The organism is Streptomyces sp. NBC_01296 (assembly GCF_035984415.1).
Taxonomy (GTDB): domain Bacteria; phylum Actinomycetota; class Actinomycetes; order Streptomycetales; family Streptomycetaceae; genus Streptomyces.
The window spans coordinates 2,073,870-2,093,379 of the sequence record NZ_CP130720.1 but is presented as its reverse complement, the minus strand read 5'-3'; the positions used below and the strand labels follow the sequence as shown (position 1 = coordinate 2,093,379).

At 69.9% G+C, this 19,510-nt stretch carries 19 protein-coding genes and 1 pseudogene; 11 read left to right on the top strand and 9 right to left on the bottom strand.

Annotation, left to right across the window (positions count from 1 at the left end):
* The first annotated feature begins 32 nt into the window (after window positions 1-32).
* Both OG299_RS09785 and OG299_RS09780 read left to right on the top strand, forming a co-directional pair.
* Window positions 33-1,409 (top strand): MFS transporter, encoded by a 1,377-nt coding sequence (locus OG299_RS09785; protein ID WP_327361250.1) that lies wholly within the window; start codon window positions 33-35, stop codon window positions 1,407-1,409.
* Window positions 1,410-1,436: 27 nt separating this feature from the next.
* The gene (locus tag OG299_RS09780; RefSeq protein ID WP_327361249.1) at window positions 1,437-2,069 is read left to right on the top strand and encodes an ATP-binding protein; all 633 of its coding nucleotides are present in this window, start codon (window positions 1,437-1,439) and stop codon (window positions 2,067-2,069) included.
* 491 nt (window positions 2,070-2,560) lie between these two features.
* Here OG299_RS09780 and OG299_RS09775 read toward each other — a convergent pair whose 3' ends face one another.
* The 3 genes from OG299_RS09775 to OG299_RS09765 form a co-directional block, all read right to left on the bottom strand.
* The gene (locus OG299_RS09775) at window positions 2,561-4,018 is read right to left on the bottom strand and encodes a catalase (protein WP_266672582.1); all 1,458 of its coding nucleotides are present in this window, start codon (window positions 4,016-4,018) and stop codon (window positions 2,561-2,563) included.
* Window positions 4,019-4,250: 232 nt separating this feature from the next.
* Window positions 4,251-5,141, bottom strand: a complete 891-nt coding sequence (locus OG299_RS09770) for a 2-hydroxy-3-oxopropionate reductase (protein WP_266634567.1) — start codon at window positions 5,139-5,141, stop codon at window positions 4,251-4,253.
* Window positions 5,142-5,216: 75 nt separating this feature from the next.
* On the bottom strand, window positions 5,217-6,050 hold the full coding sequence (locus tag OG299_RS09765) for a TIM barrel protein (protein WP_327361248.1): 834 nt from the start codon (window positions 6,048-6,050) through the stop codon (window positions 5,217-5,219).
* A 125-nt stretch (window positions 6,051-6,175) separates the two neighbouring features.
* On the opposite strand from OG299_RS09765, the gene OG299_RS09760 reads away from it, so the two are divergent.
* The 7 genes from OG299_RS09760 to OG299_RS09730 all read left to right on the top strand — a co-directional run bounded on the left by OG299_RS09760 (window position 6,176) and on the right by OG299_RS09730 (window position 12,070).
* Entirely contained in the window at window positions 6,176-6,427 is a 252-nt protein-coding gene (locus OG299_RS09760) for a thiamine-binding protein (protein ID WP_327361247.1), read from the top strand.
* Window positions 6,424-6,807: a helix-turn-helix domain-containing protein gene (locus OG299_RS09755; protein WP_266634573.1), complete on the top strand. Its 384-nt coding sequence runs from the start codon at window positions 6,424-6,426 to the stop codon at window positions 6,805-6,807. The genes OG299_RS09760 and OG299_RS09755 overlap by 4 nt, the downstream gene beginning before the upstream one ends.
* Before the next feature lie 154 nt (window positions 6,808-6,961).
* On the top strand, window positions 6,962-7,471 hold the full coding sequence (gene uraD, locus OG299_RS09750) for a 2-oxo-4-hydroxy-4-carboxy-5-ureidoimidazoline decarboxylase (protein ID WP_266634575.1): 510 nt from the start codon (window positions 6,962-6,964) through the stop codon (window positions 7,469-7,471).
* Between the two features lie 2 nt (window positions 7,472-7,473).
* Complete coding sequence (gene uraH, locus OG299_RS09745) at window positions 7,474-7,863, top strand: hydroxyisourate hydrolase (protein WP_266634577.1); 390 nt, start codon at window positions 7,474-7,476, stop codon at window positions 7,861-7,863.
* A gap of 1 nt (window position 7,864) precedes the next feature.
* The gene (pucL, locus tag OG299_RS09740; RefSeq protein WP_266634579.1) at window positions 7,865-8,788 is read left to right on the top strand and encodes a factor-independent urate hydroxylase; all 924 of its coding nucleotides are present in this window, start codon (window positions 7,865-7,867) and stop codon (window positions 8,786-8,788) included.
* Window positions 8,789-8,978: 190 nt separating this feature from the next.
* Window positions 8,979-10,382 carry an 8-oxoguanine deaminase gene (locus OG299_RS09735; protein WP_327361246.1) on the top strand — a complete coding sequence of 468 codons (1,404 nt, stop codon included), beginning with the start codon at window positions 8,979-8,981 and terminating at the stop codon, window positions 10,380-10,382.
* A gap of 389 nt (window positions 10,383-10,771) precedes the next feature.
* Entirely contained in the window at window positions 10,772-12,070 is a 1,299-nt protein-coding gene (locus OG299_RS09730) for a nucleobase:cation symporter-2 family protein (RefSeq protein WP_405700335.1), read from the top strand.
* Between the two features lie 98 nt (window positions 12,071-12,168).
* Here the strand turns inward: OG299_RS09730 and OG299_RS09725 are convergent, their stop codons facing one another.
* Together OG299_RS09725 and OG299_RS09720 are read right to left on the bottom strand one after the other, a co-directional pair.
* Entirely contained in the window at window positions 12,169-12,780 is a 612-nt protein-coding gene (locus OG299_RS09725) for a 3'-5' exonuclease (protein WP_327361245.1), read from the bottom strand.
* 85 nt (window positions 12,781-12,865) lie between these two features.
* On the bottom strand, window positions 12,866-13,669 hold the full coding sequence (locus OG299_RS09720) for an SDR family NAD(P)-dependent oxidoreductase (RefSeq protein WP_327361244.1): 804 nt from the start codon (window positions 13,667-13,669) through the stop codon (window positions 12,866-12,868).
* A 112-nt stretch (window positions 13,670-13,781) separates the two neighbouring features.
* Between OG299_RS09720 and OG299_RS09715 the strand changes: the two genes are divergently transcribed.
* Window positions 13,782-14,378, top strand: a complete 597-nt coding sequence (locus tag OG299_RS09715; RefSeq protein ID WP_266634586.1) for a TetR/AcrR family transcriptional regulator — start codon at window positions 13,782-13,784, stop codon at window positions 14,376-14,378.
* A gap of 66 nt (window positions 14,379-14,444) precedes the next feature.
* Here the strand turns inward: OG299_RS09715 and OG299_RS09710 are convergent, their stop codons facing one another.
* Both OG299_RS09710 and OG299_RS09705 read right to left on the bottom strand, forming a co-directional pair.
* Entirely contained in the window at window positions 14,445-15,635 is a 1,191-nt protein-coding gene (locus tag OG299_RS09710; protein WP_399850564.1) for a GDSL-type esterase/lipase family protein, read from the bottom strand.
* A 395-nt stretch (window positions 15,636-16,030) separates the two neighbouring features.
* Window positions 16,031-16,201, bottom strand: a pseudogene (locus OG299_RS09705) (transposase); the annotation flags it as partial.
* Here OG299_RS09705 and OG299_RS09700 point away from each other — a divergent pair.
* Complete coding sequence (locus OG299_RS09700) at window positions 16,194-16,739, top strand: beta family protein (protein WP_442817499.1); 546 nt, start codon at window positions 16,194-16,196, stop codon at window positions 16,737-16,739. The pseudogene OG299_RS09705 and the gene OG299_RS09700 overlap by 8 nt on opposite strands.
* Window positions 16,740-16,826: 87 nt before the next feature.
* Here OG299_RS09700 and aceB read toward each other — a convergent pair whose 3' ends face one another.
* Together aceB and OG299_RS09690 are read right to left on the bottom strand one after the other, a co-directional pair.
* The gene (gene aceB / locus OG299_RS09695; RefSeq protein ID WP_327361243.1) at window positions 16,827-18,455 is read right to left on the bottom strand and encodes a malate synthase A; all 1,629 of its coding nucleotides are present in this window, start codon (window positions 18,453-18,455) and stop codon (window positions 16,827-16,829) included.
* A 272-nt stretch (window positions 18,456-18,727) separates the two neighbouring features.
* Window positions 18,728-19,357 carry a nucleotidyltransferase family protein gene (locus tag OG299_RS09690; protein ID WP_266634592.1) on the bottom strand — a complete coding sequence of 210 codons (630 nt, stop codon included), beginning with the start codon at window positions 19,355-19,357 and terminating at the stop codon, window positions 18,728-18,730.
* Between the last annotated feature and the right edge of the window lie 153 nt (window positions 19,358-19,510).

The window sequence follows — 19,510 nt, the reverse complement described above, 5'->3', positions numbered from 1 at the left end:
GTTCCCGTCCGTTTCCCTGGGGGAGTACCGCCATGTCACACACCTGTCCGCCGTATCCACAGCGTTGGGCGGTCCTGGCCGTCGTCCTGCTCGCCGAGGTCATGGACCTCCTCGACGCCACGATCACCGGGGTCGCCGCCCCCGCCATCGCCGCCGACCTCGGCGGGGGTCGGGAGACCGCCCAGTGGCTCGGCGCCGCTTACACCCTGCCCTTCGCCGTCCTGCTGATCACCGCCGGGCGGCTGGGCGACCGGTACGGGCGGCGCCCGCTCTTCCTCATCGGCGCCGCCGGGTTCACCCTGGCCTCCGTGCTCTGCGCACTGGCGCCGGGGCCGGGTGCGCTGATCGCGGCCAGGGCGCTGCAGGGCGCATGCGGCGCGCTGCTGCTGCCGCAGGGCTTCGGCATCGTCAAGGAGACCTTCCCGGAGCCGGAACTGGGCAAGGCCTTCGGCCTGTTCGGCCCGGTCATGGGCCTGTGTGCGGTCGGCGGCCCGGTGGTGGGCGGCCTCCTGGCGGGCACGGACCTGTTCGGCGCCGGCTGGCGGATGGTGTTCCTGGTCAACCTGCCGCTGGGCCTCGCGGCGCTGGCCGGCGCGCTCCGGTGGATCCCGCGCGGCGCGTCCGACGCCGGCCTGCGGCTCGACGTACCGAGCATGCTGCTGGCCGGGGCGGCTTCCGGGGCGCTCGTGTATCCCCTGGTCGAGGGCCGGGAACTGGGCTGGCCGGTCTGGGGGTTCGCCCTCCTCGCAGCAGGACCGCTCGGTTTCGTGCTCTTCGCGCGCCTGCAGCACCGACGGCCCTCGCCGCTCATGACGCCGAGCCTGCTGGCCAACCGGGGCTACACCAGCGGCGTTCTGGTCGCCGTCGCGTTCTTCGCCTCGTTCACCGGCTTGATGATGGTGCTGTCCCTCTTCCTCCAGGGCCCGCTCGGCCTCTCACCGCAGGGCGCGGGGTACGCGATCGCCCCCATGGCCCTCGGCATGGCCGTCTCCGCCGGCCCGGCGGGTGGGCTCGCCCGGCGGCACGGCCGGGTGGTGATCCAGTGCGGAATAGTCCTGACCGCGCTGGGGCTGGGGCTGCTCGCCGCCTCGGCCGCCGGCGCCACGGACGGCTGGCGGCTGGTCCCGGGCACCCTCACGACCGGGCTCGGCATGGGGCTGGTGATCCCACCGCTGTTCGACGTGATCCTGGCGGGCGTCCGCGAACCGGAGGTGGGCTCCGCGTCCGGCGTACTGAACGCGGTGCAGCAACTGGCCAACGCGGTCGGCGTGGCTCTGCTGGTCACGGTCTGGACGGCCTTCACGGACCACGGCCGCACGCCGTCGGCAGCCCTGTCCGCGACCGCCCTGGTGACGGTGGTCCTCCTGGCGGCCGCCCTGGCCCTCTCGATCCGCCTCCCCCGCCCCTGACCCAGCGCCCGTCGGCATACTGCTCCCATGGACAGATCAATGGCCTCGTGGCGCAACACGACGCACGACTGGGCAGGTTCCGTGGACGCCGACCACCTTGCCCACATCCGTGAGAACCAGGCCGAATTCGCTCCTGGCGGCCTTCCCCACCTGCTCCTCGAGGTCGTCGCCTACGCGGCCGACGAGGCGGAGTGCGTGGGCGGGGGGCGTTGCACGATCACGCTGCACGCCGACGGCTCGGTGTCCGTGGCCGACGAGGGCCGGGGCACCGACACCCGCCTCGACGACCACGGCCGGCCGGTGAAGAAGCCGATCATGGCGACGAAGGACCTCCGGTTCTTCGATCACCCCGACGCGCAGATCCTGCCCGACGGCCATCCGCGGCGCGGCATGTCCGTCGTCGCGGCGCTCAGCGAGTGGCTCGTCCACACCAACCGCCGGGCGGGCGGAGCCTGGTTCCAGCGCTACGAACACGGCGTTCCCGCGACCGACCTGACACCGGTCGCCGGCGACGGCACGACCGGTACGACCGGTACGACCGTCCACTTCAGCCCCGCCGAGTCCCTGCGCGCAGCGACCGGACCGACGTCGGACGAACTGGCCGCGCTCACCACGCCGTGGCCGCACCTGTCCATCGACGTCATCGACCGCCGCGCATGACAAAGCGCCGAGTCACGGGACCGTCCGTGACTCGGCGCTTTGGGTGTGACCGCCCGACGGTGCGAGGCTGGCGCGACAGGACATTCGCACCGCCGGGCGGAGTAGGAGTGGCCTCGGGCAGAGCCCGACGGCCGGAGGCCGGCGCAGCCGGCCCGATGCCCGCGGAGCGGTGCGAGGACGGCGTCCGGAAGAGGACGTTCGCACCGCCGGGCGGAGTCGTTGGGGAGGTTGTCCTCATATACAGGGGACTCTGTGCGTGGCCCCTGTATATGAGGAGTGGCTGGGACCGCGACGGGCGGTGACGAGAGCTTCGGCTTCGTCTCCCTCAGGTCAAGAGACGGGCCTCGGCCCCCATTACCACCGCACTGGCTCACACGCCCGTCGCGGTCCTCGTCCGGCCCTTACCGCGTACCACCCCTCATCCGGGTCCGCGGTTCGGGCTCGGCACCCGGGACCTGACCTCCCGCCAGGTCCCCGGTGCAGCTATGGGCTCAGGCGTCGCGCAGGGCGCGGACGGCCTCCTCGACGCGCTTGCCGTAGTCGGCGTCCGCGGCGTGGAAGTGAGCCAGGTTCTTCTCGATGACGTCCTCGAGGGTGACCTGAGACAGGCCGCCGGCGATGTTCGCCACCAGACGCTGCTTCTCGGCCTCCGACATCAGGCGGTAGAGCTCACCGGCCTGGAAGAAGTCGTCGTCCTTGGTGTGGGCCGGGGCCTCGTGGGTGCCCGTGTAGCCGGAGACGGCCTTCGGGGCGCCGAGCGCGAGACCGGTCTCGGCAGGGCCCTGGTACGAGTTGGGCTCGTAGTTCTTGTCGTGGCGCGAGCCGTTGCGCAGCGCCATGACACCGTCGCGGCCGTAGTTCTCGGCCTGCGTCGCCTTCGGGGCGTTGACCGGCAGCAGGGTGTGGTTCACACCGAGGCGGTAGCGCTGGGCGTCGGCGTACGCGAAGAGACGGCCCTGGAGCATCTTGTCCGGCGAGGCGGTGATGCCCGGGACGAAGTTGTTCGGGGAGAAGGCGGACTGCTCGACCTCGGCGAAGACGTTGTCCGGGTTGCGGTCGAGGACCAGACGGCCCACGCGCTGCAGCGGGTAGTCGCTGTGCGGCCACACCTTGGTGAGGTCGAACGGGTTGAAGCGGTACTCCGCGGCCTCGGCGGCCGGCATGATCTGGACGTACAGGGTCCAGCTCGGGTTCACACCGCGCTCGATCGCCTGGAGCAGGTCGGTCTGGTGCGAGTTCGCGTCCTTGCCGACGAGCTCGGCGGCCTGCTCGCCCGACAGGCAGCGGATGCCCTGGTTCGTCTTGAAGTGGTACTTGACGAAGAAGGCCTCGCCCTGCTCGTTCGTCCACTGGTATGTGTGGGAGCCGTAGCCGTTCATGTGACGGTACGACGCGGGGATGCCGCGGTCACCCATCAGCCAGGTTATCTGGTGCGTCGCCTCGGGGGCGTGCGCCCAGAAGTCCCAGACGTTGTCCGGCTCCTGCTTGCCCGTGAAGGGGTCGCGCTTCTGGGAGTGGATGAAGTCGGGGAACTTGATCGGGTCCTTGATGAAGAACACCGGGGTGTTGTTGCCGACGAGGTCGTAGTTGCCCTCTTCGGTGTAGAACTTCAGCGCGAAGCCGCGCGGGTCGCGGACCGCGTCCGCGCCACCCAGCGAGTCGGCCACGGTGGAGAACCGCAGGAAGGTCTCGGTCTTCTTGCCGACCGTGTTCAGGAACGCGGCGCTCGTGTACGCGGTGACGTCGTCGGTCACCTCGAAGTGGCCGTACGCGGCCGAGCCGCGGGCGTGCACCACGCGCTCCGGGATGCGCTCCCGGTTGAAGCGGGCAAGCTTCTCGAGCAGCTGCTGGTCCTGGATCAGCAGCGGGCCACCGACGCCGGCGGTGGCGGAGTTCTGGTTGTCGGCGACCGGGGCGCCGGACTCGGTCGTCAGCGTGCGCTTCGACATGGTGACCTTCCGTACGGGAAACCTGCTGACGGAAAGCGTCTTCCGTCATGCGGAACAGCCTAATTTCAGGCTGAACGCAACGTCAACAGTTTGTTGAACAAAGATGGAGAGAGGTGATCCGGACGGTGCCGGCGCTTGGGCGCGACAGGACAGGTGTCAGCACCGGCACCATCCGGAAACTCAGGCCCCCGAAGGGGGGGAGGAGCGGCGGCCCGCAGAGCGGGCCGCGGGCTCAGATCTGGGCGCCGGAGAGGCGCTCGACCGCGCGCAGCAGAGCCGAGTGGTCCAGGCCGCCGTCACCCTGGGCGCGCAGCGAGGCGACCAGCTGGGCGACGACCGCGCCGACCGGGAGGGCCGCACCGACGTTGCGGGCGGCGTCGGTGACGATGCCCATGTCCTTGTGGTGCAGGTCGATCCGGAAACCGGGCTTGAAGTCGCGGTTCAGGAAGTTGTCCTTCTTGCGGGTCAGGACCGTGGAGCCGGCCAGACCGCCGTTGAGGACGTCCAGGGCGGCCTGGAGGTTCACGCCCGACTTCTCGAGGAAGACGACGGCCTCGGCGCACGCCTGGATGTTCACCGCGACGATGAGCTGGTTGGCGGCCTTCACCGTCTGGCCGGAGCCGTGCGGACCGCACAGGACGATGACCTTGCCGAGCGTCTCGAGGATCGGCAGCGCCGCGTCGAAGTCGGCCTGCTCGCCGCCCACCATGATCGACAGGACGGCCTCGATGGCGCCGGCCTCGCCGCCGGACACCGGGGCGTCGATGACGCGGATGCCCTTCGCAGCAGCGTTCTTCGCGAGGTCGACCGAGGTCTGCGGGGTGATCGACGACATGTCGATGATCAGCGCGCCGGACTTCGCGTTCTCGAGGATGCCGTTCTCGCCGTAGGAGATGGCCTCGACCTGCGGGGAGGCGGGCACCATCGTGATGATGACGTCGGCGTCCTTGACGGCCTCGGCGATCGAGCCGGCGGCGGCGCCGCCGGCGGCGGCCAGGCGGTCCAGCTTGTCCTGCTCCAGCGTGAAGCCGGTGACCGAGTAGCCGGCCTTCAGGAGGTTCTCGGCCATGGGGGAGCCCATGATTCCGAGGCCGATCCAGGCAATCTTGGGGAGGTTGCTCATGATGAGGGTCCTTCTCTTAATGCTTTGTACGAAAAGTGCGTGACGTGCCTGGCTGATCGCCTGGACTTGGTCCGCCTACTGGGCGGCGCGGGCCTCGGCCGGCAGCCACGCGAAGGAGGCGGCGGCGTCGGCGGCCTTGTACTCCAGGCCTACGTAGCCCTGGTATCCGGCCTTCCTCAGCTGGTCGAGCAGCTCCTCGAGGGGCAGCTCGCCGGTGCCGGGGGCACCGCGTCCCGGCTTGTCCGCGATCTGGACGTGCCCGGTCTTGGCGGCGTACTTTTCGATGACCTCGGAGAGGTCCTCATCGTTCATCGCCAGGTGGTACAGGTCGAGCAGGAACTTGGCGTTCCCGAGGCCGGTGGCCTCGTTCACCTTGTCCACTACCTCGATGCCGGCCGGGGCGCTCACCAGCGGGTAGAGCGGCGACTCGGGCTTGTTGAGGGTCTCGATCAGAAGGATCGCGCCGACGCGGTCCGCGGCCTGAGCCGCCACGACCAGGTTCTTCAGGGCGAGCTCGTCCTGGACGGACGGGTCCACCCCTTCGACGCGGTTGCCGTAGAGGGCGTTCAGCGCCTTGCAGCCGACCGAGGCGGCGAAGTCCGCGGCCACGTTGATGTTGGCATTGAAGCGGTCCGACTCCTCACCGGGTACCGAGACCGCACCGCGGTCCGGGCCCGGCAGCTGGCCGGCGTAGAAGTTGAGGCCCACCAGCTGGGTGCCGGCGTCCTCAAGAGCCTTCTTGAGGGCGTCGAGCTCCGCCTGAGCGGGGGTGGGGGTCTCGATCCAGGGCCACCACAGCTCGACCGCCGTGAAGCCCGCCGCGGCGGCAGCCGCGGGACGCTCCAGAAGCGGGAGTTCCGTGAAGAGGATCGAAAGGTTCACATCGAAGCGCTGGTCCGTGTATCCCATGAGGGGTGTGCGCTCCTTCCGTATTGCGGAAGTTAGTTTCTGCTTGATGGAAGACTGCACGGGCTTCGGCGTGGATGTCAAGCCCGGACTGCCGAAAAATCGTGACCGGGAGGTAGCTTGACCGCGTGCGATTGAGAGTGGAGTTCACGACCGAGCCCTTCGATCTCGAAGAGGCCCCTGCCCATGCCGTGGCCGCTCGCGAGGTCATCCAGAAGGCCCAGCTGGACGCGGTGGATGTCGGCCCGTTCGGCAACACCGCCGAGGGTGACGCCGACGAGGTGCTGACCGCTGTGGCCGCGCTGCTGCGCGACGCGCTGGAGTCCGGGGCCACGCGCGTCTCGCTCCAGGTCAACGTGATCGGGGAGGACACCCCATGACCGAGCCCCGCGACCACCCGTTCGTCACCGCGGTCAAGCCGCTGGTCGACGCGATGGGCGGCGAGCTGATGGATCCGGCCCTGGCGCAGCCCGACGACGTGGTCCTGTCGTGGGAGGGCCAGGACCTGCTGGCCGTGCGCCTGCCTCAGCTGTCCGACTCGCTGGACCACATCCTGGCGGCGCTGGAGCGCCGGCACGGCGTACCGTTGTCACAGCTCGACCGGAAGTCCAAGCAGGACGTCGTCCGGATACTGGAGGCGCGCGGCGCCTTCTCCGTCCGGCACGGCGTGGAGACGGTCGCGGGCGCGCTGGGCGTAAGCCGCTTCACGGTCTACAACTATCTGAACAGGGAAAACCCCAACAAGAACAGCAAGGCGTGAAGCCTGCTTGACCCGCTGTGACGAGCCGCCGCCCAATTCATCCGGGCGGCGGCTTTTGTGTACGGGAAGTTTCAACAAAGTGTTGACGCCGTGTTGTCGAGGGCGTTAGCTATGCGCAGCCCGTCAAAGCAACAACAGGCCACGGAGGCCTACCGTGACTTCGAGTCCGACCCCGGGTCTCACCCGGTTCAACGCCTTGGACGACAGCGCGGCCACGGCCGAGCTGCACGAGGTGTGCGCCAGTTCGGCATGGGGGAGCAAGCTGCTCGCCCAGCGCCCCTTCGCCACCGCCGACTCCCTGTTCTCCGCGAACGAGGCCGCCATGGCCGAGCTCACCGCCGAGGACCTGGCCGAAGCGATGGCAGGCCACGCGCCGATCGGCCGTCCGAAGCCGGGAGACCCGACCTCCGCCCGCGAGCAGCGCGGCATGGCCGGCGCCTCGGAGGAGCTCAAGAACGAGCTCCTCGAACTGAACCTGGCGTACCAGGAGAAGTTCGGCCACGTCTTCCTCATCTGCGCCACCGGTGCGACCGGTGAGTTCATGCGCGACGCGGTCAAGGTCCGGATCGACAACTCGCCGGAGCAGGAGCGGGAGACCGCCCGCGGCGAGCTCGTGAAGATCAACCGGATCCGTCTGACCCGCCTCGTAGAAGAAGGAGCGTGAGCATGAGCACCGAGACCACCGCGTCGGTGTCCACGCACATCCTGGACACCAGCATCGGTCGCCCCGCCGAGGGCGTCGCCATCTCCCTGTCGGCCCGTACGGGTCTCGACGGCGAGTGGGCGGCCCTGGGCGGCTCCGCCACCGATGCGGACGGGCGCTGCAAGGACCTGCCGGCGCTGCCGGAGGGCACCACCCACGTACGTCTCGACTTCGAGACCGAGACGTACTTCTTTAAGAAGCAAGCCGAGGCGCAGCAGGACGCCCCCCGCGTAAGGGACAGCGGTGCGTTCTTCCCCGAGGTCACCATCACCTTTGCGGTGAACCCGGGCGAGCACTACCACGTACCGCTGCTGCTCAACCCGTTCGGCTACTCCGTTTACCGAGGGAGCTAGCATGGCCACGATTCTGGGCCAGAACCAGTACGGCAAGGCAGAGAACCGCGTCGTCAAGATCACGCGGGACGGCGACACCCACCACATCAAGGACCTGAACGTCTCGGTCGCCCTCTCCGGCGACATGGACGACGTCCACTACTCCGGCTCGAACGCCAACGTCCTTCCGACGGACACCACCAAGAACACGGTGTACGCGTTCGCCAAGGAGTACGGCATCGAGTCCGCCGAGCAGTTCGGCATCCACCTGGCGCGCTGGTTCGTGGGCAGCCAGGAGCCGATCCAGAAGGCCCGCATCCGGATCGAGGAGTACTCCTGGTCGCGGATCGCCACCTCGGACGCGAACTCCAAGTTCATCGGCTCGGACGAGGTCAACCACTCGTTCGTCCGTAACGGCGGCGAGACGCGCGTCACCCAGATCACGTACGACGGCAAGAACTGGGAGGTCATCTCCGGCCTCAAGGACCTCGTCGTCATGAACTCCACGAACTCCGAGTTCTGGGGCTACGTGAAGGACAAGTACACGACCCTGAAGGAAGCATACGACCGCATCCTGGCCACCCAGGTGTCGGCCCGTTGGCGCTTCAGCTGGTCGGACGACGACCAGCGGATGCCGAACTGGGAGAAGTCCTACGCCGAGACCCGGAAGCACATGCTCCAGGCCTTCGCGGAGACCTACTCCCTGTCGCTGCAGCAGACCCTGTACCAGATGGGTTCGCGCATCATCAATCACCGTTCGGAGATCGACGAGGTCCGCTTCTCGCTCCCGAACAAGCACCACTTCCTCGTCGACCTGGAGCCGTTCGGCCTCAAGAACGACAACGAGGTCTACTTCGCCGCGGACCGCCCGTACGGTCTGATCGAGGCGACGGTCCTCCGCGACGGCGTCGACGCCCGCATCCCCGTGGACATGACCAACCTCTGACACGGCATGCGCGTCCCGGGGCTCCGCAGTGGCCCCGGGACCGCGCGACACGCTTCAACTTCCTGAATCGGCACCCGGACGCACCCCGTGGGACGGCAGTACTGTCAGCTGTCGAGGTCCCCGGCTCCGGCACTCAAATCCCCTGGGTCCTGCCGTGCCCCCACCGCCACTGAAAGCACGAGGAAGTCCCATGGCAGCATCGGCAGCGCATGACGGCGCCGTAGAGCGCATCGTCATCGAGAACTGTGCGATTGCGACCGTCGACGCGAACGACACCGAGTACGCCTCGGGCCACGTGGTCGTCGCCGGCAACAAGATCGAGTCGATCGGTGCGGGCAAAGCCCCCGAGAACCTCGACAATGTGGTCCGCCGCATCGACGGCACGGGTCACCTCGTCACCCCGGGTCTGGTCAACACCCACCACCACTTCTACCAGTGGATCACCCGTGGTCTGGCCACCGACCACAACCTCTTCAACTGGCTCGTCGCGCTGTACCCGACGTGGGCGCGCATCGACGAGCAGATGGCCTACACGGCCGCCCAGGGCTCCCTGGCGATGATGGCCAAGGGCGGCGTCACCACCGCCATGGACCACCACTACGTCTACCCCAAGGGCTCCGGCGACCTCTCCGGCGCGATCATCCGCGCCGCGTCCGAGATGGGCGTCCGCTTCACCCTCGCCCGCGGCTCCATGGACCGCAGCAAGAAGGACGGCGGCCTGCCCCCGGACCACGCCGTCGAGACCCTCGAGGGTGCGCTCGCCGACACCGAGGCGACGGTCAAGAAGCACCACGACTACTCCTTCGACGCGATGACCCAGGTCGCCGTCGCCCCCTGCTCCCCGTTCTCGGTCTCCACCGAGCTGCTGAAGCAGGGCGCCGAGCTGGCCCGCCGCCTCGGTGTGCGCATGCACACGCACGGCAGCGAGACCGTCGAGGAAGAGCAGTTCTGCAAGGAACTGTTCGGCATGGGCCCGACCGACTACTTCGAGTCGACCGGCTGGCTCGGCGAGGACGTGTGGATGGCGCACAGCGTCCACATGAACGACTCCGACATCGCCGCGTTCGCCCGCACCAAGACCGGCGTCGCGCACTGCCCGTCCTCCAACGCCCGTCTGGCCGCCGGCATCGCCCGCGTCCCCGACATGCTCGCCGCCGGCGTCCCGGTCGGCCTCGGCGTGGACGGCACCGCCTCGAACGAGTCCGGTGAGCTGCACACCGAGCTGCGCAACGCGCTGCTGATCAACCGGCTGAACCCGGTCCACCGCGAGGCCGCCCTCAACGCGCGCCAGGCCCTGCGCCTCGGTACGTACGGCGGCGCGCAGGTCCTCGGCCGCGCCGACAACATCGGCTCGCTCGAGGTCGGCAAGTGCGCCGACCTGGTGATGTGGAACCTCAGCACCCTGGCCCACTCCTCGATCGCCGACCCGGTCACCGCGCTCGTCTTCGGTGCGGCCGCCCCGGTGACCCTCTCGCTGGTCAACGGCAAGCAGATCGTCGAGAACAACCGTCTTCTCTTCGCCGACGAGGACGCCATCGCGGTGTCCACCCGGGAAGAGGCCCAGCGCCTCGCGCGGATCTCCGCGCAGGGCTGATCCCACGGAGTCCGGCCGGGGGGGACGGCCCCCGGCCGGCGGTCGCGGACCCGAGCGGGGTCCGCGGCAGCCGTTCCCGGGAAGCGCCCGAGGAAATCCGAGGGTGCTCCCGGGGCGGTGACTCGTGCCACTGCTCTTTTCGCCTTCTGCGCGAACGACTCGGGCGAATCGTTTCCGCATGCCGCGGACCACGGCGACCACGGCACCCCCACAACTGCATACAAGGCTCGACTCGCACCGCTTTCGCACCACCTCCAAGACACCACGTCCCTGCCGGCGTGTTCAACCGAACGGAGGAAGCCGTGGCCCAGGCGCCCAGGCTTCGCAAAGATGCAGTCGCAATACCGCAGGAGAAGCACCCGGTCGACGAGACCCTGCCTCCGCTGAAAATGTTCACGAGCGGACTCCAGCACGTGGCCGCCATGTACGCGGGTGTCGTCGCCCCGCCCATGATCGTCGGCCCTGCCGTCGGACTCTCCGCCACCGAGACCGCGTTCCTGATGGGCGCCTCGCTCTTCACCGCCGGCCTCGCCACCCTCCTCCAGACCCTCGGCTTCTGGAAGATCGGCGCCAAACTCCCCTTCGTCAACGGCGTCTCGTTCGCCGGTGTGACCCCGATGATCGCCATCGGCAAGGGTGAGGGCGCGGACGCCATCCCCGTCATCTTCGGCGCGATCATCGTCGCCGGGCTGGTCGGCTTCCTCGCCGCCCCCTACTTCGGCAAGCTCGTCCGCTTCTTCCCGCCCGTGGTCACCGGTACGGTCATCACCCTGATCGGCGTTTCCCTGCTGCCGGTGGCCTTCAACTGGTCCCAGGGCGGCAACCGCACCGCCACCGACTACGGCTCGATGAAGAACATCGGCATGGCCGCCGTCACCCTCGTGACCGTCCTGCTGATGCGCAAGTTCCTGCGCGGTTTCCTCCAGCAGATCTCGATCCTGCTCGGCCTGGTCGCGGGTACGCTGATCGCCCTCCCGCTCGGCATGACCAGCTTCGACGCCGTCAAGAACGCCTCCCTCGTGGGCTTCCCGACCCCGTTCCACTTCGGCGCCCCGCAGTTCCAGGTCGCCGCCATCGTCTCCATGTGCATCGTCATGCTGGTCTGCATGACCGAGTCCACCGCCGACATCCTGGCCCTCGGCAAGATCGTCGGCCGCCCGGCGGACGCGAAGACCATCGAGGGCGGGCTGCGCGCCGACACCCTCGGCAGCGCGCTCAGCCCGCTGTTCAACGGCTTCATGTGCAGCGCCTTCGCGCAGAACATCGGGCTCGTGGCGATGACCAAGGTGCGCAGCCGGTTCGTCGTCGCCGCGGGCGGCGGCATCCTGATCCTGCTCGGCCTGTGCCCGATCGCCGCCTCCGTCATCGGCGTGGTCCCGCTGCCGGTCCTCGGCGGCGCCGGCATCGTCCTGTTCGGCTCGGTCGCGGCCAGCGGGATCCAGACCCTGGCGGGCGCGGCCATGGAGAAGGGCGAGAACGCCCTGATCGTCGCCGCCTCGGTGGGCATCGGCCTGATCCCGATCGCGGCGCCGGACTTCTACCACGCGTTCCCGAAGGACCTGCTGGTCGTCCTGGACTCGGGCATCAGCACCGGCTGCGTGGTGGCCATCGCGCTCAACCTGGCCTTCAACCACCTCGGCGCCCAGCGGGCCGCGGCGGCCGTCCCGGAACCGGTTCCGGTGCACTGACCCTTACGGGGTCCGACCTGCTACGGCGGTGCGTACGCCACCCACTGCGGGTGTGGCGTACGCACCGCCGTCTTTCCGCACCGGCCCGGGCGGCGGAGTCAGCCGGCGGTGCCGGGGCCGCCCGGGGGCGTCCAGAGCATCAGGTTGCTCATCAGCTCGGCCTGCTCGATCGCGTCGTCGAGCGCGTGGTGGGTGTGCCGGCGGCGGGAGAGCAGCTGCTTGGGCATCCGTCCCTTGACGGCGGCGCGCAGCGGGACCCGCGCCTTCGCCGCGTACAGGGTCTTCATGTCGAGGCAGCCGGAGTGCCCGAAGGGGCTGTCGCCGCCGAACCGCATCAAGTACCAGTACAGGAAGGTCCAGTCGAAGGAGGCCGGGTAGCCGCACATCACGGGCTGGGCCCCGACCGAGACTTCCCGCACCCAGGCGCAGAACTCGGCCATGGCCGCCGCGGGTTCGGCGCCCTCCCGGACCAGCCGGTCCCGGTCGAGGCCGCTGACGGCGAGCGCCTCGGGGACGTACGCGTCGCTGATCGGCCGGAGTTCGCGGTAGAAGGTGTGCTGCTCGGGGTCGGCGGCCGTATACGAAGCGCCGTCCTGCCGCCCCGCGACGGCGGCCCCGAAGCTGATCATCGAGTGCGGGCCGGGGATCGGGCCGTCGGCCTCGATGTCGACGGAGATGTAGAGACTGGGACGTGCGGTACGGGCCGGCATGAACGGGATCATGCCGGCCCGCGCCGCTCCGATCATCCGGTTTCCCGGCGCCGCCCCCGAGCGGACAACCCCGAGCGGACACCCCCTACGGGGTCCGGGGGGAGGAGATGCGGTCCACCACCCGTACGACCATGCGGCGGCTCGCGAGGCGTCCGCTGAAGGCCATGACCCGGTTCATGCCTCCGGAGATCACGCTCGGCGGCGGGTTCTTCCGGTCCAGCGCCTTCAGTGCGGTGCGCACGACGACCTCGGAGGTCTGCATCCGGGTGCCGCCGGCGGCGTCCTCGCTGCCGACCACGTCGAAGAACTCCGTCTTCGTCGCGCCGGGCGACAGCGCCATGACGCGCAGCCCGGTTCCGTGCGACTCCTGCCACAGGGCCTCGGTGAAACTCAGTACGAAGGCCTTGCCGGCGCCGTAGACGGCCATGTTCGGGACGGGCTGGTAGCCGGCCATGCTGGCGACGTTGAGCAGGACCCCCTCGCCGCGGCTGCGCAGCCGGCCGATGAAGGCGCGGCTGATGTCGACGACGGCCATCACGTCGAGGCCCACTTCCTGGCGGAGCCGCTGCGCGTCCTCCTCGTGGAAGCGGCCGTAGGTGCCGAAGCCGGCGTTGTTGATGACGCTGGAGACCGTGATCCCGCGCCGGTCCACCTCGGCGGCCAGCAGCTCACCGGAGCCGTCGACGGACAGGTCCATGGCGATCGGCTCCACCGCGACGCCGTGCGCCGCGGACAGCTGCCCGGCGAGCTCCTTCAGGCGGTCCTCGCGGCGCGCGACGAGCACGAGGTCGGATCCTCGTGCGGCGAGCTGGCGCGCGAACTCGGCGCCCAGGCCCGAGCTGGCGCCGGTGATCAGGGTGGTCCGGCCTCGGTAGTCGACCGCGTTCACAGTGGCTCCTGCCCATGGGGTGACATCGTCGGCATCACTGTATGCCCGCTTGGCAGTGACTGCCAAGCGGGCAGTAGGGGCCAAACGGGCGGCCCGCCTATATGCTGACCGGATGGGGACCATCGCAACGCAGCCGAGCCTGTGGGACCGCTCCCGGCAGGCCGTGGTGGCGAGCATCTTCGACACGGCCATGCGGCTCTTCGCCGAGCAGGGTTACGAGGCCACGACGATCGCGCAGATCGCCAAGGAAGCGGGCATCTCCCAGCGGTCGCTGTTTCGGTACTTCGGTACCAAGGAGGACATCGTCTGCGGCGAGCAGGAAGAGCTCGGCGAGCTGCTGCGCGCGACGGTGGAGGCCCAGCCCGCCACCGCCACTCCGTGGGAGGCCCTGCGCGCCGGTTTCGAAGTGCTCATGGACGCGCACGGCGACCCCGGGCAGCTGCTGGAGATCACGGCGCTGATCTTCGACACCCCCTCGCTGCGCGCCCGTTACACGCAGAAGCGGCTGCGCTGGCAGGAACTGGTCCTGCCCGCCGTCACGGCCCGCATGGCGGCCGGGGAGGGGCTGATCCCCGGGGTCCGCGCCGCGGCGGTCGTCGCGACCGTCTTCGCCTGCGTGGACGCCGCCACCGAAGCCTGGGTCCGCAGCGGCGGCAGCGCCGACCTGGCGGCCCTCTACGACGAGGCGCTGGCCGCCGTACGGGGCTGATCGCACGGCAAAGGGCGCCCGCGGAGGTCTCCCCGGGCGCCCTCGATCCGTCAGTGACGACACGCCCTAGGGGGCGGGCGTCAGGAACATCCCCGTCTGGTCCGCTCCGGCGGTGTTCTTGCAGCTGGAGGCGGAGTTCGCGGGCTGGGCGACGGCCAGGGCCAGGCAGCGGCCGACGGCGAGCTGGCCGAAGTAGTTCGGGTGCATGGACTCCTGGACCGGCCCCTGCGTCTCGCTGCTGTCGATCCAGCGCGCCCACTCGCTCGTCTTCGCCGACGCGGGCGCCGAGGTGCTCACCTGCTTGCTGGCCTTCGCGCACACCTCACGGCCCTGCAGCATGTCCCGCAGGTCCAGGAACTGCACGCCCTTGGCGGCGGCAACCCCCTTGAGGCGGCCCGCGATCTGCGGTACGAGCGAGTCGCGCGCCCAGTCGGAGTCCCGGTTCCAGAAGGGGCAGCCGCCCGTGTTGAGGCGGCTCCAGTCGCTCTGCGTGTACCGGTTCTCGGCGCCGCGCGGGATCGGCGACGGGTAGGACTGCAGCACGATCCGGTACGAGGAGTCGCCGTACCCGGCGGCTCGCATCACGGCACGGATCTCGTCCACGGACTTGCCGACGTTCGCCATGGCGCCGTCGATCTTCTCGTCGACCCCGGACTGCTGGTCGTCGTAGCAGTACGAGTTCCAGAGGACGAAGTCGAGGGCGCAGTCCTTGATGATGTCGGCGAAGCCGAGGTCGTTGCCGCCGATGGACAGCGCGATGACCTTGACGTTGTTGGCGGCGGCCACGGCGGCCAGCTGATCGGCCTGCGGGGCCTCGCCCTTGAACGGCACGCCGCCGTTGGAGGCGCGGAAGACGTTCTCGGAGATCGCCCCGGAGCAGGCCAGGTTCACGGCCACGTCGGCGATCGCCCCGGCGCTCTTGACCTCGGCGGTGTCGGAGCGGTCGCACCCGCCGGCGGTGGCGCCGTACACCTTGGCGGGGTCGTAGGTGCTCCCGGAGACCCAGGCACGGTCGGTCCCGGTGCGGTTCCCGCTGTTGGTCAGGCTGTTGCCCTTCCAGCGGCCGGCCTCGCCGGAGATGTAGCTGTCGCCCATGGACACCACGGCGGTGGGCCCGGTCCCGGGACTGGCCACGGAGGTCCCGGCGGAGCCGGCGACCAGAGCACTGACGGCGAGCGGCAGAACCATCCCGGCCCCGGCGAGTCGTCGCACTCGACTGCGGGTCGGGTCCTTGCTGGCGGTGCGGAATCCGATCACGGCGGAACTCCTGCGGTCGGCCATGGCGAAGCCGAAGAGAACTCCGGTGCATGGCTGGGGAAGTGGGGGTACCGCCGGCCGGTGGCATCGGAAAGGTGACACGGCGCGCGTTGTTACCGCTAGGTACAGGAAAGTTACGATGGAGTAACAACCGATCGATCGGTCGGCCTGCCAACCCGCCCCGCCCTTGGCCGGATCGCGCCGTTCCCCCGCCGGCCGTTCGCGCTCACCCTGTGAACAGAAGCGCAACCAAGGCGGTCAACGGGGGAGCCAGCATGGTCGAGCCGCTCTACCTCTGGTCTTGGCCAGTGCTCTGCCCTTCGGGGCGGGGGTCAAGGCCATCCTCGGCCCGGAGGCGCGGAGCGCCGGAGTGCTCTGCGCCTGCGGGGTGACGGTCAGACGGGACGCTGCTGGTTTTCGATGTGCTGCTTGACGACGGTCAGGGGTGCCCCACCGCGCGATCCGGCGAAGTAGGAGTCGGACCAGAAGTGTCCGCCCCACAGGTACCGGCGGACGTGGCCGTCGTACTCCTGGCGCAGCCTGCGGGAGCTGACGCCCTTGAGGGACCACCGGGCGGACAAGTGCGCCCTGCGCGCCCTGGAGTTGCTCGGCCCGCTCACCCGGTGGCGTTCGATCGTGCTGCTGGCCGGTTCCTTTCCGCCCACCGCGCCCGAGCCGGCGGGTTGGGGGCCGATCGAGGCACACCGGCACGACTGGGACGTCTGGCACATGGCCCGCCACGCCCGGCCGGAGCTCCCCGTCGACGTCACCTACGGGGACTACGGCGCCCACCACGCCTTTGCGGCCGACGGCGGCGCGGGCGGCGGCCCGCCCTGGGGCGTCCTGCGCTACACCACGGACCGTACGTTCCTCCTGGCCAAGGCGCCCACGATCGGGGAGGGGCACGCCGAAGAGGTACGGGAGATCGCCCGCCGGATGGTTGCTGAGCCCGACTTCCGCGGAGCCGGGTTCAGCGAGGGCGACCGCTGGCTGCACGCGTGCGCCACGGGTACCGGGACCCCCGGCGTCGGCAACGCCGAGTGGTGGATCCGGGCGGGCCACAGCCAGCACCTGGTCTACGCGGCATGGCGATTGAGTGCGTGAAGCGTGAAACGGGCTCCGCCCCCGGGCCTGGGGGCGCGGGGGCGGAGGTGGGGTCGCCTGCTGTGCGATTCGGTCGACGCCGAGGGGTCAGCCGACGAGCTGGTCGTACGCGGGGAGGGTGAGGAAGTCCGCGTAGTCCGCGTCCAGGGAGACCTGGAGGAGGAGGTCGTGGGCCTGCTGCCACTTTCCGGCCGCGAACGCCTCCTCGCCGATCTCGGCGCGGATCGCGGCCAGTTCCTCGGCGGCGATCGTGCGGGCGAGGTCGGCGGTGGCCGTCACGGGTTCGCCGGCGTGCTCGAAGACGACACCGGCGTTGATCCACTGCCAGATCTGCGAGCGCGAGATCTCGGCGGTGGCCGCGTCCTCCATCAGGCCGAAGATGCCGACGGCGCCCAGGCCGCGCAGCCAGGCCTCGATGTAGCGGATGCCGACCTGGACGGCGTTGCGCAGGCCGTCGTACGTGGGCTTCGCGTCCAGGGAGTCGATCGCGATGAGCTCGCCGGGGGCGACGGAAACGTCCTCGCGCAGGCGGTCCTTCTGGTTCGGCTTCTCGCCGAGGACCGCGTCGAAGGAGGCCATCGCGATCGGGACCAGGTCGGGGTGGGCGACCCACGAGCCGTCGAAGCCGTCGCCCGCCTCGCGGTCCTTGTCGGCCTTGACCTTCTCGAACGCGACCTTGTTGACCTCGGCGTCCTTGCGGGACGGGATGAAGGCCGCCATGCCGCCGATGGCGTGGGCGCCGCGCTTGTGGCAGGTCTTGACCAGCAGCTCGGTGTACGCCCGCATGAACGGGGCCGTCATCGTCACCGCGTTGCGGTCCGGCAGGACGAACTTCTCGCCGCCGTCGCGGAAGTTCTTCACGATGGAGAACAGGTAGTCCCAGCGGCCCGCGTTCAGGCCCGCCGCGTGGTCGCGCAGCTCGTAGAGGATCTCCTCCATCTCGTACGCGGCCGTGATGGTCTCGATCAGGACCGTCGCGCGGACCGTGCCCTGCGGGATGCCGACGTAGTCCTGCGAGAAGACGAAGATCTCGTTCCAGAGGCGCGCCTCCAGGTGCGACTCCGTCTTCGGCAGGTAGAAGTACGGGCCCTTGCCGAGCGAGATGAGGCGCTTGGCGTTGTGGAAGAAGTAGAGGCCGAAGTCGACCAGGGCGCCGGGGACCGGACGGCCGTCGACCTGGAGGTGGCGCTCCGCCAGGTGCCAGCCGCGCGGGCGCATCACGACGGTAGCCAGCTGCTCGGCGGGCTTGAGGGCGTACGACTTGCCCGTGCGCGGGTCCGTGAAGTCGATGCGGCGCTCGTAGGCGTCGATGAGGTTGAGCTGGCCGAGGACGACGTTCTCCCAGGTGGGGGCGGAGGCGTCCTCGAAGTCGGCGAGCCAGACCTTGGCGCCCGAGTTCAGGGCGTTGATGGTCATCTTGCGGTCGGTCGGACCGGTGATCTCCACACGGCGATCGTTCAGCGCGGCCGGGGCCGGCGCGACCTTCCAGTCGCCCTCGCGGACCTGTGCGGTGTCCGGGAGGAAGTCGAGGTGGGAGGTGCGGGCGATTTCGGCGCGGCGCTCGGCGCGGCGGGCGAGGAGCTCGTCGCGGCGGGGCGTGAACCGCCGGTGGAGCTCGGCCACGAACGCGAGGGCCGCCTCGGTCAGGACTTCGTCCTGCCGGGGCAGGGGCTCGGCGTCGACGATGGCCAGCGATGACGGCGCTGGTGCGGACATATCTGTCACTCCTTCAGCGGCGGTGCCTGGCGGCCGCGGGGAATGCTCGCGCAGACGGCACGCAGTGCCGTCGGGTGTGGAGAGTTCCGAAATACGGTCGCGGGCGCCGTCTGGGGGTTCAGGGCGCTTCTGACCAGTGGATAGTAATTTCCTTATGGTGGAAGTTCAATGGTTTGTTGATGTCGAGATTCTCCGAGTCGACAGACTCCGGCGCCCGGTGGCCCTCAGTGCCACCTTCGTCACTGCCTGCTCAACTGCCGCTCGACCTCCGCTCAAGCCAGTCGTGCCAGGTCGGGCGGGGTGTCGATGTCGAAGGCCTCGGCAATGTCCCCGCACTCCACCAGCGTGAGCTCGTTCGCGTGTTCTGTCAGATGAACCCGCGCACCCTTGTCCCCCGTCGCCGTCGCCGCGATGTCCGCCCAGCGGTCCGCGCCGAACAGCACCGGATGGCCGCGCTCCCCGCCGTAGGCCGCCGCGACCAGGCTCGCGGGGGAGCGGTAGGCCTCCCGGACCCGCGCCACGGCCGCGGGACCGATGCCCGGCTGGTCCACCAGCGAGACGAGAGCCGCCGAGGCGCCCGCCCCGGCGAGCGAGGCGAGGCCGACCCGCAGGGAGGAGCCCATCCCCTCCGCCCAGTCGGGGTTGTCCACGACCACGCAGCCGGTCAGGTCCGCCCGCTCGCGGACCTCGGCCGCGGAGGCGCCGAGCACCACGTGCAGCGGACCGCAGCCCGCCTCGCGCAGCACCCGTACCGCGTTCTCGACGAGCGGGCGGCCGCGGTACGCGAGCAGGGCCTTGGGGCGCCCGCCCAGGCGGCGGCCGCCGCCGGCCGCGAGCAGCAGGCCCGCGATCACGGGGCCAGGGGGCTGGGGGGTCGGGGTCGATTCTGCGATGGCTGGCATGTCAGCGATTCTCGCCCCTGCGGATCGGTGCGTGGCCGCCGCGTCAGGAGGCGTCGTACGGCGGCCAGGGCGGGCCCGAGGCGCAGCGGCTCGGAGATCCGGTTCTCGACGGCAGCCGCCAGGGCGCGTTCATGGCGGTCGGTCAGCGGGGTC